The organism is Bacillus sp. Bvel1, from assembly GCF_014872755.1.
Lineage (GTDB): Bacteria > Bacillota > Bacilli > Bacillales > Bacillaceae > Bacillus > Bacillus velezensis.
The window spans coordinates 62378-76185 of the sequence record NZ_JAAOBZ010000007.1; the positions used below are offsets into that span (position 1 = coordinate 62378).

Sequence of the window (13808 nt, forward strand, 5' to 3'; positions counted from 1 at the left end):
GTGAACGCAATGGAATTACGCCAGCTTCGGTATTTTATGGAGGTAGCAGAACGGGAACATGTGTCAGAAGCGGCTGATCATCTGCATGTCGCACAATCCGCCATCAGCCGGCAGATTGCAAATCTTGAAGAAGAGCTGAAAGTCACTTTATTTGAACGGGAAGGCAGAAATATTAAATTAACGCCGATCGGCAAACAATTTTTAGAACATGTTAAAACGGCGATGAAAGCAATTGATTATGCGAAGGAACAAATTGATGAATATCTTGATCCGAATCGCGGAACCGTCAAAATAGGATTTCCGACGAGCCTTGCAAGCCAGCTTTTGCCGACTGTGATTTCGGCATTTAAAGAGGAATACCCGAACGTTGAGTTTTTGCTCCGCCAGGGTTCTTATAAGTTTTTAATCGAAGCGGTAAGAAACAGGGATATAGATGCTGCGCTGCTCGGCCCCGTTCCGACGGAATTCCCCGACATAACAGGCAATATCTTATTCACGGAAAAGATTTACGCGCTTGTTCCGCTGCATCATCCGCTTGCCAAACAGAAAAATATCCATTTAATTGATCTGCGCGGCGACCAATTCGTTTTATTTCCCGAAGGGTTTATTCTCCGAAACATGGCGATTGACGCTTGCAGACAGGCCGGCTTTGCGCCGCTTGTATCGACGGAAGGCGAGGATTTAGATGCCATTAAAGGATTAGTCTCCGCGGGGATGGGAGTTACTTTATTGCCTGAAAGCACCTTTGCAGAAACCACACCCCGGTTCACGGTCAAAATTCCGATTGAATTTCCTCAAGTGAAGCGCACCGTAGGCATTATTAAACCAAAAGGAAGAGAACTGGCTCCGTCTGCAAATGATTTCTATCATTTTGTCATTCAATTTTTCTCCAAACTTGAACAATATCAATAAAAAACAAACCCGAGCTTCAAAACGAAGCCTCGGGCTTTTTCATATTTTTATAGATCTTTCTCAGCCGATCGGAATGGATAGTTCAACGTGGCAGACAAACGCTTCCGGATCAATGACTGATTGATCGGTCTGTTTGTGAGGCGTTTCTTTAAATGTCTTCAGCTGGGCTGAGGAATAGTTGACGATGCCGAGTCCGAGCTCTTCTCCCTGCTGATCAAGCAGCCTGACAACCGCTCCGCTGCTGAATCTGCCCTTAATCTGTTCGATATCCTGCGGTGACAGCGCCATATTTCCGTTCGCGACATCGCGGCTGCTTTTCTTTTCCATCACAATTTCGCCTTCGGGGCCGGAATTAAATGCAAGCCATTGTTCTTTGTGGTTTAACGGCAGGGTTCCTTCCGCTTCAAAATAAGTTCCTTCAGCCGCCTCATCTACCGCTTGAAGCAGAATGTCCGGAATGTTAGCCTGCCCGAGAAAGCCTTTAATACCGGAGGCCATCACAATTTTAAAAGCATCCAGTTTCGAACGCATTCCGCCGGTTCCCATTTCACTCCCGGCATCTCCCGCGCTTGCTTCTATTTCCGGAGTGATGTCACTTACATGTCTGATTCTTTTCGCTTTCGGGTTGCTGCGCGGATTATCATCATATAAACCGTCAATGTCTGATAAAATTACAAGCATGTCGGCATCAATTAAACCTGCCACCTTCGCTGCAAGTGTATCGTTATCTCCGAATTTCAGCCGGTTGACTGTGACCGTGTCATTTTCATTAATAATCGGAATAATGCCCCGTTCCAAAAGGACGTTCATCGTATTGCGCACATTATGGTAGCGGTATTCATCGGAAAAATCGCTTCTTGTAATTAATATTTGTGATGCGACATAACCGTGCGCTAAAAACAGCTTTGAGTAAGCCTCCATTAATAATCCCTGCCCGATGGAAGCAGAAGCCTGTTTTTCAGGGAGGCCTTCCGGTTTCTGAATAAATCCGAGCTTCCGATAACCTGCCGCCACTGCGCCGGAAGATATTAAAATCACTTCATAGCCGCTGTCCTTCAGCTGTGCGATTTGATCCACCAATGCTTCCAGCTTTCTTCTGCTGATTTCCCCGTGCAGGCTCGTCAGTGAGCTGCTTCCGATTTTCACCGCGACTCTTTTGATCTTCGTCCGAGACGTCACTGTATCACTCCTGTTTTTTAACGATTATAGTGCTGCCGTTTTTTCAATTGTTTTGCTGATCTCAATAGAACGTTCGGTCGCGTGTTTAATGGCTTTGGCAATGGCTTCTCCGCCGCCTTCTGACCTGAGCGCATCGAGGCCGGCTTCCGTCGTGCCGTTTGGAGAGGTGATGTTTTCCCGAAGCACATCCGGTTTTTCACCCGTTTCCATCAGCATTTTTGCAGCGCCCAATAACGTTTGCGCCCCGATTTTGCGGGACAGCCGTTTGTCTAAGCCGGCTTCTTCACCTGCTTTTTCAATAAACTCCATTAAATAATAGAAATACGCCGGTCCGCTGCCTGCGATGCCGGTGAAAATGTCCATCTGATCTTCCTTGATCACGTACACTTCCCCGAGGCATTCCAAAAGAGATACCGCGGTTTTTGCTGAACCGTAAGAGACATGGTCTCCGAAAGCCGCAGCTGTTGCCGATTCGCCGATCATGCTGGATGTGTTCGGCATCACTCTTACAACTGGCTGACGGTCATGTAATGATTGTTGTATAAATGAGGTTGTTATGCCTGCCAGAACAGACAGGATGATTTGATGAGGTTGAATACGCCGTTTCAGCGTAGCAAGAGCGATTTCAGCATCCTTCGGTTTCATGGCTAAAATAAAGACATCAATGTCTTCGGTTTTCATGCTGTCAAAAGCAATGCCTTGAATTCCGTATTGATGTTCCAATTCAGCGAGTCGCTCTGTATTGCGGCGGTTTGTCACGCAGATGTTTTGGTTGGGAATTTTTTTTGCGCGGACCATGCCTGATATCATTCCTTCAGCCATTGATCCTGCTCCGATAAAAGCAACTTTCTTTTGATCTAAGATCGGTAACATCTCCCTTGTTCGTATTTTGTTCGTATTTTTCACACGTTTTTTATGTTACCACTTCAGGAGTCGATGTCAAGTGTGGAGGTTTTATTGATATGTATTGTTCCGAGCCTGTTATTATGTATAATGAATCACAGAACAAACCTTTTGAGCCCGGGAGGCCGGGTGCGTTCCGGCCGGATTTAAAAATTATCTGAAATGGCTTTTTCTATCAGCTTTTTGCAGCGGTCAAGCTCTGTCTTCAGCTGTTTTTTGTAAAGCTTCGCAGCTTCATAGTCTTTAAATTGATAGAGAACGACTTCCTGGAGTTTGGCTCCCTCTTTTTTCACTTTTACTTGCTTTAAAATCCCGTCATCCAAAAGTTCGTGAAGTGAACGGTACACCTCGGTATGATTCGGCTTAAAACCGATGGGTTTAAATTCCGAACGCAGCACCTCGAGAAGCTTCAGTCCGTAAAGCCGTTCCTGCTCTGTCATTGTAATCATGTAAAGCTTTAAAAAGGCTCTTTGTTTCACTAAAAAACCGGTTGAACTTCTTTTTTCTTCTTTCAATATGTGCCCACCCTTCCTTCTAACAAATTATTCCATGTACTAAATATTCTCTTTATATCCCGTTTTCCCTTTTATTGTTCGGACAGTTTGGTTTGTATTGATTTGTTTTTTGGATGCGGGGAAAAATAACCTTAGTGAACATTTGGTACATAGTTCATTTAGTTTAATTATAGCTGATATCGGTTTCTTTTTCACTCTTTTTTCTGCAAAAACGGATCTTTATGCCTGTTTAATCCGGTTGCGGAAACAAAAAAAGACCCGTCACGAAGACAGGTCCCCTTTTGTTTAAGGATTAGTTGACCACAAACCGGCAGTTTTGATGAAAATGCGCGGATGTAATTTCAATTGAGCAACCATATATTCTGCAAGATCCTCAGGCTGCATGACTTTTTCCGGATTGCCGTCTGTCAGATTTAATTCAATAGACATGTCGCTTGCAACCGTGCTCGGAGTCATTGCGCTGACACGGATATTGTGTTTTCTGACTTCCTGCATGAGAGATTCGGTCAGACCGAGAACGGCAAATTTAGAAGCGCTGTACGCACTTGTCGCCGCGGCGCCTCTTTGGCCCGCCGTAGAAGAAATATTAATGATATCTCCTGATTTTCTCTCAATCATTTCAGGAAGAACGGCGCGTGTCACGTGGTATACACCCATTACATTAACTTGAATGATGTCTTCCCACTCTTGAGGCGTAAGATCCAAAAATCCGCCGAATTTGCTGATTCCGGCATTGTTAATCAGGATGTCAACCTCACCGAGTTCTTCTTTAATAGAAGAGACGGCTTGTTCAACCTCTTTTTGGTTTTTTACATCGGCAGCAGCGAATGATGCCTTTACACCAAGGGCTTTCACTTCTTCCGCAACCTTTTCGACATTTGCTTCTGTACGGCCGATTAAACCGATATTGACTCCTTCTTTGGCTAAAGCGATAGCGGCGGCGCGGCCGATTCCTCTGCCCGCACCCGTGATAAGAGCCGTTTTGTTTTGTAAGCTTTCCATGTCTTTCACCCTTTCTGAATGTCCTTATGTACGATTTCACATTATAAGCAGAAAAAAAACAATTAGCAAATAAAATGATTCAGCACGATCGGTAAAGGGTATCAACTGAAAAAAAGGAGTGAAAAGCAGATGATCATCATTTTGTATATCAGTGCTGCCGTTGCGGCTGCCGCATTAATTTATGCAGCCGTATCCGCCGTGCATTTTAAAAGAAACACAGCGCCTGATATAAAGAAGATTAACGCCGCGACAGCGTCCATGCAGACGTCTGTTGAAGAAATCAAAACAGAAACCCGTTTGTTATCACAAAAGCAGAAAGAACTGCAGGAAGACTTTCTTACTAAAAAAACAGCCGTGCAAACGACGGCAGCCGAAGTTAAAGGAACGCCTCACGTCCTGAAAATGCTCTGGAACGCCGGTAAAAGCGGTTTATGAGCCTGCATGTCATCCGACGTTTTTGATGACACTAAGAGAAACTGGCGGATTCAAGGAGGCATAACATGATTTGCGATCGTGAGCGGCTTGCGCATTTTTTGCAGCAGCTTAAAGCATTATCATCTTCGGGAGGATTTACAAAATCGGATTTGCTGACTCCGGAGTTCCATTTAGCCAAGGACGGAGATCTGGATATGTATTATTCGCCTCATAATGAGTATATCAACCCACATGCTGCGGTTGTCATCTCCGGAATTACACCCGGTTTTTTTCAGATGCAGCGGGCTTACAAAGCAGCGGCACAGCTTTTAAAAAACGGCGAATCTCTTGAGGTGATAGCATATGAGACAAAAAAAGCGGCCGGACTTTCCGGTTCCATGAGGCAGCACATCATCGAAATGCTTAATGAATGCGGTCTGCCGGCCGCGCTTCACGTTGAGGATTCATCCCGGTTTTTTGATTCAAAACGGGAGCTGCTTCATACGACATCCGTTATCAAACACCCTGTTTTTTATAAACAGAAAAACTATACGGGACACCGGCCGGCCATCAGCAGATCAGCTCTTCTCAGCCGTTACGCGCTGACATGTTTTCCGGATGAAATAGAAATGATGAAAAAAGACATTCTGCTTATCCCTCTCGGAAAAGCAGCAGAATCAGCCTGCCGCACACTGAAGAAAAACGGCAGAATGGGCCATGCGGTCATTCTGGAAGGCTTCCCGCATCCGTCCGGAGCAAACGGACATCGTTTCAAACAATTTCACGAAAACAAACAATCGTTACGTGAACAAATTCAGCGGTTTGCCGGGTTTCTTCATCAGCCGTAAAAAAACGCCCCGAATTTTCGGGGCGCTGCTGTTAAGAAGCGTATTCAGGCAATGCTTTATTGTGTTTTGCCGTTTTCTCTTCAGGTATTTTGATTTGATTTGTCAAGATCGCACTTACGAAATAGAGCGCTGCGAAAATCCATACAACGCCTTGTGCGCCGACAAGCCCGATGAACGCCCAGGCAAGCGCGGGGCCGACAAATGCCGACAGGCCCGCAGCCAGATTTAACACAGACATAGCAGCACCTTTATTGCTGCCGGCCGCCGTCGGCACGATAGCCCCGATCGGAACGAACCCGGCGAGGAGCCCTCCCCATATAAAACCGACAATGCTGACGAACAGCAAATTCCCATGTGATACAACAGGAGCATAATATAATAAAAGAGTAAAAATGCCGCAGCCCACTCCTCCGAACCACATGACAGTCTTTTTCCAGCCGAAGGCATCGCCGACTGCGCCGAAGATTAAGTTAAAGACGATATTTCCGAGAAAAATCGTTCCCCAAATTTGCAGCCATACATTTGTAGAAATGCCGTGCTGCGCCATATGCATCGGGAGGAATACCGGAAATCCGTATGTTCCGATGCTGTTAATGATTCGAATGATCCCCCCAGAGAGCACGCGCGGATTTTCAGCAAGGATGGTGATTCCCTTCATTAATTCCTGCGCCTTTTCCCGCTTATCTGCCTTTTTCTTTTCAAAGCGGTCCCTATTTAAAATCAAAGCAAAAAACGCGCCGAGGCATACCCAGAAAATTGAACTCCACATCGTATTCAAATAGCCGAAGGATTTGATGGCCCAGCTTGAATACCAAGCACCGAATACAAACATCCCGCAGCAATATGCAATCCAGAACCAGCCGACCGCCGTACTGAGCCTGTTTTTCGGCGACCGGTAAATCACCCATGTCAAAAAAGAATAGGCAAACAGCGGGTAACCCAGCCCTTTAATAAAATACGTGACATACATCACCGGCAAATTAAGATTCTCAAATCCGTATGCGATAAACGCGGCTGTGCCGATGACGTAAAACAACAGCCCCATAAACATCGTCCGCTTTGCGCCGAAGGCTTCGAGGCAGACCCCTGAAAACCACGACGCCACAGCAAGAGAAATACCGTAAACCGTAAACAGGGATGCTGATTGCTGTACCGTCAAGCCGTTTTCAACTAAAAACGGGCTGAGCCAGCCTTGTTCAAGGCCGTCTCCCATCATAAACAGCACGACCCCTAAAAATCCCCAGGCGAGCTGTTTCGGAATTCCTATTTTATTAAGCATTTTTGTTCCTCCTCAGCAATCTTTCATGTTGTCATCTCATCCCCAAGTCAGGCTTTCACCGCCGGCTGAAAATGAGTAAATAATTTTTGGGTATGTTTCCATTCTTCATATAGGAAGAGATCCGTCTGATCCGCTTCCGGCTCAATTACCTTTGTGCAGGTCGAAAGCTCTGCTTTCACACCGAGAGCTTCGTTGCAAATCATCACCGCTCCCATTGCGGATGCCTGGCTGAACCCCTCTCTCTTATAGATTTTCTTTTGAAGAAGGTTAGCAAGAAACTGCGTCAAAGCATCACTTTGGAAACCGCCGCCGCACACCTTCACATAATCTTGTGAAAAGGAAGCCGCCTCTGTTAACGCCTCATAGTTCCATTTGATTGAAAAAGCGATTTCCAGCAGTGCAGCTTTGACAAAATGGGCTCTGCTTAAGTTTTGGGACAGCGGAGCGTCAAAAATAAATCCGCCTTTTGCCAGTGCGTTTTTCTCAGGAGATAAATAGGAGCCTAACGCAGATATACAGGCATGATCATGTTTCGGCAGACTTGCGATTTCCCGTTCCATGACGCTGTAGGATTCATTCGGATAAAAAATGGATTTTAATTTTTGATAATTGAGTCCTGTTACACCCGGATTCGTTTCAAGAAGCCATTCACCTTCTTCTGTATGGCAATTCAGCCATGCATTCTCTAAACTTTCGGTTCCGGTCTCCGCTGTTATCTTTGTAATCGGCGTCGTCGTGCCGGATACGATGACGATATCTCCCGGCTTTGCATCTGCACTTTTGATGGCAAGCTGTGTGTCTCCCCCGCCTGCAATCACAGGCACTCTTTCAGAAAGACCGAGCACCGCCGCTTTCTTAAACGTTAACATTCCGACAACCGTCCCAGATCGGACGAGTGAAGGAAGAATGGCAGAAGGCACACCGAAGATGTTGCATAATTTCTCTGACCACGCCTTTTTCCTTACGTCAAACAGCAGTGTTTCAGCAGCCTGTGACGGTTCATAGCTTAAAATTCCGCTCAGCTCAAATGTCACCCAGTCACTGATGCTTGTGATGCACTTCACTTCTTTCCATAAAGACGGCTGTCTGGCTTTTAATCCGACAAGTTTCATGGCGGAAAATAAAGCGCTCGGAAGACGTCCGGTTTGCTGATGCACTTCTTCTGCCTCAATTCCGCCTTCCCATTCACGCCCTCTGTTATCAATGTTGGGCAGACCGAGAAATGCCTTTTTATCTTTATTGATCAAAACGATTCCCTGCCTCTGGCTTGTTGAGGTGATTCCGATTAATGTAATATGAGGGCTCTTGGCAATAGCCTTTCTTGCCATAGCGCTGATTTGCGTCCATAACCCTTCCGGTGAGAAATATCGTCCGTCCGGATAAAACGGATCCGTCTCATATTCAATGTCTTCCCTTTCAAGCGCGGTCACTTCGCCGCCGGCAGTCACGACCGCGACTCGCGCATTCCCAGTCCCGATGTCAAATACAAGGTAGCCTTTTTGTTCAGCCATTACAGCCGCCTCCTTCCGTTTCAAGTTCTCTTTTGTTATAAAGTTCACGTATTGAACAGGTTTGATCTTGTTTCCATTTGAAAAGCGCTTCATTTAAAATCTTCACATGATGATCTTCCACTTCAAATGTTGCGCCCGCTAAATGGGGAGTCGCGAACACATTCGGCAAAGAGATCAATTCATAATCAGAAGATTCAGGCGGTTCGTGATAAAACACGTCAAGGATCGCTCCCTTAATCCGCCGTTCTTTCAGCACCCGCAGCAGCTCTTCCCTGTCTGTAACCGCCGCTCTTGACGTATTGACAAAAACAGCTTCCTGTTTCATCAATTGAAAGTGCCGGGCGCCGATAAGGCCGATGGTTTCTTCTGTGCGCGGCAAGTGAACGGAAACAATATCACTTTCAGAAAATACCCGTTCAATCGTCGTTTTTTCATACTCCCGGTTTTCATGACGGACAAATGGATCATAGTAAAGCACCTTGCAGTCAAAAGCGGCCAATAGCCTGGCGATTCTCTGTCCGACAGCTCCGAAACCGATAAGGCCGACTGTTTTCCCCGTCAGCTCATTTCCTCTGAATTTGACGTAAGCCTGCAAATAATCACCATTCCACTTTCCGTCCTTCAGCCACTGATGGGAAGAATACGTATGACGCAAAAATGAAATCACATTTCCGATAAACATTTCAGCAACGGCCTGGGCATTGCGGGCCGGTGTAAAGAAAACGGGGATTTTTCTTTTAGTCGCCGCCGCAATATCCACATTAGACGGCATTCCTCTGCAGACACCGATAAAAGCGGAATCCGGCAATATGTCAATAACACGCTGAGACACCTCATCAAGTTCGGTTATAAGCCCCGACGCGTTTGTCTCTTGAATCATCCGGATCAATTCATCTTCCCGATAGGCCCGGCCGTGCTTCTTCCACGGCCGGTGCACAGTCCGGCCGAACAGCTCAGCCAGCTCCTTCAGCCCCTCGTCGTGATATGGCGCGGTAATTAAAACCGTCATGGTGCAAAACATCCTTTTCACATAAATTTTTTCATAAAAAAATCTCTTTCCTCAAAGAAGGAAAGAGATTCATATACCGTCTTTATACGCTTGAAGCGCACAAATATGTATAGACCATTCTTTCCTATCTTTCAAGCATACGCTTGCTGGAATTGGCACAATAAATGTTGCCGAGGATTCATAGGGCCAGTCCCTCCACCTCTCTGGATAGAAAATAAAATGATGAAATTGTCAGGCTGTTTAAAAGAATAAACTCATCATAGAAAAGTCTTTCCGTAATGTCAACACTTTTTTCTGAATTGACGTTCGATTTTGAAATGTTATAATGCTTACAATATAAACAAAGAGGAGAAATGGGCTATGAATTCTGCTGCAACACAGCCGAACGGGGTCTTTAAGTCGGTGTGCTCACTAGACTGTCCCGATCAATGCGGCTTGCTTGTGACAAAAAAAGACGGAAAAATCGTTAACATTCAGGGAGACCCCGATCACCCGGTCACATCAGGGAATATTTGCAACAAAGTCAGACACATGGCTGAGCGTATTTATGATGAGAAGCGCGTAACCGTTCCGTTAAAAAGGATCGGTAAAAAAGGTGAAGCCGCGTTTGCGCCTATTTCCTGGGAGGAAGCAATCAATACGATCAGTTCGCGCTGGAAAGAGCTTATTGCCGAAGAAGGAGCGGAAAGCATTCTTCCGTACAGCTTTTACGGCAATATGGGAAAACTGGCGGCAGAGGGAATGGACCGCCGTTTTTTCCATCGTCTCGGAGCGAGTCATCTCGAACGGACGATCTGCAGCAAAGCCGGTTCTGAAGGCTATAACTATACAATGGGAGAAGGAGCGGGTACTGATCCGGAGGAGACCATACATGCTAAGCTCTTTATTTTTTGGGGAATCAATGCCGTCAGCACGAATATGCACCAAGTCATGATTGCTCAAAAAGCCCGGAAAAAAGGGGCTAAGATTGTCGTTATTGATGTACATAAGAACCAAACCGGCCGGCTTGCTGATTGGTTTATTCCCATTCGTCCCGGCACAGATGCCGCACTCGCCCTCGGTATCATGCATGTCTTATTCGCTGAGAACCTTCACGATGAAGCATTTCTCACAGAATACACCGAAGGCAGTGACGAATTAAAAGCGCATGTCAAACACTATGATCCGGAAACGGTTTCTGCTATTACAGGCGTTAAAGCCGACGATATCAGACGCCTTGCGAGAATGTACGGGGAAACCTCCCCTTCCCTTATCAGGATCGGAAACGGCATTCAGCACCATGACAATGGCGGAATGATCGTCCGCACCGTCGCCTGCCTTCCGGCTGTTACAGGACAGTGGCTCAACACCGGAGGAGGCGCAATCAAGCACAACAGCGCGGTATTAAACTATAACAGACAAGCGCTCCAGCGGCCTGATCTGCTTTACGGCCGGAAGCCGCGATCATTTAATATGAACAGGCTCGGAAGCGTTCTTTTAGAAACAAAACCGCCCGTGCGCTCCCTGTTTATTTACGGTACGAATCCCGCAGTGGTTGCGCCGGAAGCGAATAAAGTCAGAAAAGGCCTGCTGCGGGAGGATTTATTTACAGTCGTTCACGATCTGTTTTTAACGGAAACCGCCAAATATGCGGATATCGTGCTCCCTGCTTCATCCGCTTTTGAAAACACGGATTTTTACACGTCTTACTGGCATCATTTTATTCAGCTGCAAAAACCAGTGATCGAACCCTACGGAGACAGCAAATCGAATACGGAAGTGTTCCGTCTGCTTGCCGGAGCAATGGGATTTACCGAGCAGGAGCTTCAGGATTCTGATGAAGAATTAATCAGACAGGCGCTGGACTTTCCCGACAATCCGTATATCGAGGATATTGATTACGAAGCGCTCTCAAGCCATTCCTTCATGAAAGCCAAACGGAAAAAACCGCTTTTTCCGGGAAAGCTCAAGACACCGAGCGGAAGAATTGAATTATATTCGGAAAAGATGAAACAGGACGGTTATCCGGCGCTGCCGACACACATCCCTCTTGAGAGCGATGACGATTTTCCGCTTTTATTTGTCCCGGGACCGAATCATAATTTTTTAAATTCGACATTTTCAAATAACGAAAAACACGTAAAACTGGAAAAAGCGCCAAAACTTTTTATTCATACAGAAGATGCTGTACACCGGAACATAGAAGACGGAGAAACCGTTAGAGTTTGGAATCACCGCGGAGAGTGCGAATTGACTGTTTCGGTCGGCGAACAGGTGCTTCCCGGCGTTGCGGTGAGCCAAGGTCTTTGGGCCGATATGGATGATAAAAAACAGCTCGTCAATTCACTCACGCCCGATCGGCTGGCGGATATGGGCGGAGGTGCTGTTTTCTTCTCCGGAAAGGTGCAGGTGGAAAAGCTCAGCAATCAAAACCGTCCGCAATAAACGCCCGGCGGTTTTGCTGAAGGCTGAATCCTCCGGCCGGCTTCACCGTATAAAAAATGATAACGTTTATTGGAGGTTTGGATATATTACCGGCATTGGAATCGCTTTAGCCGGATATTTCATCGGAGACGGATTGAAAACTTTAACTCACCTGATCCTCATGAATATCTGACATTCCGCATATCACGAGAAACGGAAAGCGGTATGTGCAGAAACCGGCATTAAGAGAATGGCTGACTTCCATGCTGGAAAAAGAATAACAGCTGCTATGAAAAGCGGGAAGAGTTTTTCTCTTCCCGTTCATTAAGATTTGCCCCACTGCCTCTCTTCAACCCCAAACATACGACAGATATCGTTCTTACGTAACGAAACATCCCCTTCTTTTGATTTCAAATAAAACCCTTTCTTATATAACCGTATGACTTCCTCATATGTAAGCTCATGACGAAGGAACGCCATTAAACGCCCATCTTTTTCATCTTGTTTATTGAACCATTCATACCGTTCTGACCAGTTCACTTTCTGAATGTCAAACACCTTCCCACTTTGGATTAATGCCCTTTTCGCATTTATTATACTTATTTCCCCTTTTGTAAACACTCCGACTGTCTGTGGCATTTTTGAAAACAGCCGTACCCGCCCTATTAGTCACCATGTTGACTTATTTCCCTTCGTGATGTATATTGTAATTGTCAACATGGTGACAATTTAGATGGGAGATAACTTATGGATATTAAATTACTAATGAAGGAACTGCATTTTATGCAACAAAGTTACGCATCATTATTTTCGGTTGTCAATAAGGTGCAGACTCGGGGGGACGAATACTTAGAAATGTTGACTTCCCGACAGCACATGACTCTTATTGCTATTGCCCATTTACCGACGGAAGATACCACACTTATGAATATCGCTAAAAAGCTGGGCACAACAAAACAAACCGCTAACAAATTAATTTCAAGTCTCTCGAAAAAAGGATATGTTCACACTGTGCCAAGCAAACTGGATAAACGTGCAATCAATATTGAGATTACCCCTGAAGGAAAAAAAGCGTTAATTTCCTGTTCAGAAAGATCCACCTATTTTTTAGCGGATATGTTTCATGAGTTCACAACTGAAGAAGTTGAAACATTCTGGAGGCTATTGCAAAAACTTTATCGTTTTGATGGTGAAGAACAGGACGGTTTTGAAGAAAAAGCACATTTGAAAGTTGAAGACCAGGCACAATCCATCTCAGATGACTATGAAGAAAAAATCATGGCTGAATTTTCAAAACGGCGATATGGGAGTGCAAACGATGAATAATATGCTTTATCGAAAAGTAAAAGAAACTGAGGATAAGATGAAGGAAAAATGCTATGAGCTGAAAGATAAAATTGATCAATTTATTTCTCAGGCTAAATATAAACTTCATTGCAATCGTAAACTGGACCGAGCCGGCAATTATATATCAATTGCCATTGGACTCTTTATCCTAACTGCCTCATGGCTGACCGCAACACAATGGCTGCTTTGGATAGGCGCGGCGAGTATTTTGAGTAATGCCTGTTTGCTCATTATAAAGCCTGTTAAAAATTGAAAATCTGAAAAAAGCTCTCTAAAAGAGAGCTTTCTTTTATTAATCGTCTTAGTCTTCATCTTCTTCCCGATTTTCTTTCATCTCATGAAGTCTTTCATAAAAGAACTTTATAAAATGGAATTAAGTTCTTTATAGCCACCGAATTCACTCCAAATAACAACTGGACATTCTCCTTTCCGTTACTTTAAGTCATTTATTCACAAAGTAATCTTTTTTACAGGTCATTTAGTGAC

The 13808-nt window shown here is 45.2% G+C and carries 13 protein-coding genes, 1 pseudogene and 1 riboswitch; of the genes and pseudogenes, 7 read left to right on the plus strand and 7 right to left on the minus strand.

The genetic code is table 11. The features are described 5' to 3' along the window. Positions 1 to 9: 9 nt before the first annotated feature. On the plus strand, positions 10 to 912 hold the full coding sequence (gene gltC / locus HAP68_RS09380; RefSeq protein ID WP_003153836.1) for a glutamate biosynthesis transcriptional regulator GltC: 903 nt from the start codon (positions 10 to 12) through the stop codon (positions 910 to 912). A 60-nt stretch (positions 913 to 972) separates the two neighbouring features. Here gltC and proB read toward each other — a convergent pair whose 3' ends face one another. From proB to HAP68_RS09400, 4 genes are all read right to left on the minus strand, one after another. Continuing rightward, positions 973 to 2091, minus strand: a complete 1119-nt coding sequence (gene proB, locus HAP68_RS09385; protein WP_014305177.1) for a glutamate 5-kinase — start codon at positions 2089 to 2091, stop codon at positions 973 to 975. Between the two features lie 24 nt (positions 2092 to 2115). Further along, entirely contained in the window at positions 2116 to 2964 is an 849-nt protein-coding gene (proC, locus tag HAP68_RS09390) for a pyrroline-5-carboxylate reductase (protein WP_014418088.1), read from the minus strand. Positions 2965 to 3140: 176 nt separating this feature from the next. Further along, positions 3141 to 3509 carry a replication termination protein gene (rtp, locus tag HAP68_RS09395; RefSeq protein WP_003153833.1) on the minus strand — a complete coding sequence of 123 codons (369 nt, stop codon included), beginning with the start codon at positions 3507 to 3509 and terminating at the stop codon, positions 3141 to 3143. A 285-nt stretch (positions 3510 to 3794) separates the two neighbouring features. After that, positions 3795 to 4511: a 3-ketoacyl-ACP reductase gene (locus HAP68_RS09400; protein WP_003153828.1), complete on the minus strand. Its 717-nt coding sequence runs from the start codon at positions 4509 to 4511 to the stop codon at positions 3795 to 3797. A gap of 129 nt (positions 4512 to 4640) precedes the next feature. Between HAP68_RS09400 and HAP68_RS09405 the strand changes: the two genes are divergently transcribed. Both HAP68_RS09405 and HAP68_RS09410 read left to right on the plus strand, forming a co-directional pair. Next, positions 4641 to 4946: a DUF948 domain-containing protein gene (locus HAP68_RS09405; RefSeq protein ID WP_003153826.1), complete on the plus strand. Its 306-nt coding sequence runs from the start codon at positions 4641 to 4643 to the stop codon at positions 4944 to 4946. A gap of 65 nt (positions 4947 to 5011) precedes the next feature. Continuing rightward, positions 5012 to 5773 (plus strand): hypothetical protein, encoded by a 762-nt coding sequence (locus HAP68_RS09410; protein ID WP_015388133.1) that lies wholly within the window; start codon positions 5012 to 5014, stop codon positions 5771 to 5773. Positions 5774 to 5804: 31 nt separating this feature from the next. On the opposite strand, the gene HAP68_RS09415 is transcribed toward HAP68_RS09410, so the two are convergent. Genes HAP68_RS09415 through HAP68_RS09425 form a run of 3 tightly spaced genes read right to left on the minus strand, consistent with a single transcriptional unit; the run spans position 5805 to position 9572 of the window. Beyond that, on the minus strand, positions 5805 to 7052 hold the full coding sequence (locus HAP68_RS09415) for an RbtT/DalT/CsbX family MFS transporter (protein ID WP_024085458.1): 1248 nt from the start codon (positions 7050 to 7052) through the stop codon (positions 5805 to 5807). A gap of 47 nt (positions 7053 to 7099) precedes the next feature. Beyond that, the gene (locus tag HAP68_RS09420; protein ID WP_024085459.1) at positions 7100 to 8563 is read right to left on the minus strand and encodes an FGGY-family carbohydrate kinase; all 1464 of its coding nucleotides are present in this window, start codon (positions 8561 to 8563) and stop codon (positions 7100 to 7102) included. Continuing rightward, positions 8556 to 9572, minus strand: coding sequence for a 2-hydroxyacid dehydrogenase (locus HAP68_RS09425; RefSeq protein WP_024085460.1), 1017 nt, complete (start codon positions 9570 to 9572; stop codon positions 8556 to 8558). Before HAP68_RS09425 ends, HAP68_RS09420 begins: the two co-directional genes overlap by 8 nt. Positions 9573 to 9693: 121 nt before the next feature. Then, a riboswitch (SAM riboswitch) is annotated at positions 9694 to 9786 on the minus strand. Positions 9787 to 9932: 146 nt separating this feature from the next. Here HAP68_RS09425 and HAP68_RS09430 point away from each other — a divergent pair. The 4 genes and pseudogenes from HAP68_RS09430 (at position 9933) to HAP68_RS09440 (ending at position 13575) form a co-directional block, all read left to right on the plus strand. Next, positions 9933 to 11996 (plus strand): molybdopterin oxidoreductase family protein, encoded by a 2064-nt coding sequence (locus HAP68_RS09430; protein WP_014305182.1) that lies wholly within the window; start codon positions 9933 to 9935, stop codon positions 11994 to 11996. Positions 11997 to 12117: 121 nt separating this feature from the next. Beyond that, a pseudogene (locus tag HAP68_RS19795) lies at positions 12118 to 12256 on the plus strand (hypothetical protein). Positions 12257 to 12722: 466 nt separating this feature from the next. Beyond that, positions 12723 to 13301 carry a MarR family winged helix-turn-helix transcriptional regulator gene (locus tag HAP68_RS09435; RefSeq protein ID WP_014305183.1) on the plus strand — a complete coding sequence of 193 codons (579 nt, stop codon included), beginning with the start codon at positions 12723 to 12725 and terminating at the stop codon, positions 13299 to 13301. Next, positions 13294 to 13575: a hypothetical protein gene (locus tag HAP68_RS09440; protein ID WP_003153816.1), complete on the plus strand. Its 282-nt coding sequence runs from the start codon at positions 13294 to 13296 to the stop codon at positions 13573 to 13575. The genes HAP68_RS09435 and HAP68_RS09440 overlap by 8 nt, the downstream gene beginning before the upstream one ends. Positions 13576 to 13808 lie beyond the last annotated feature (233 nt).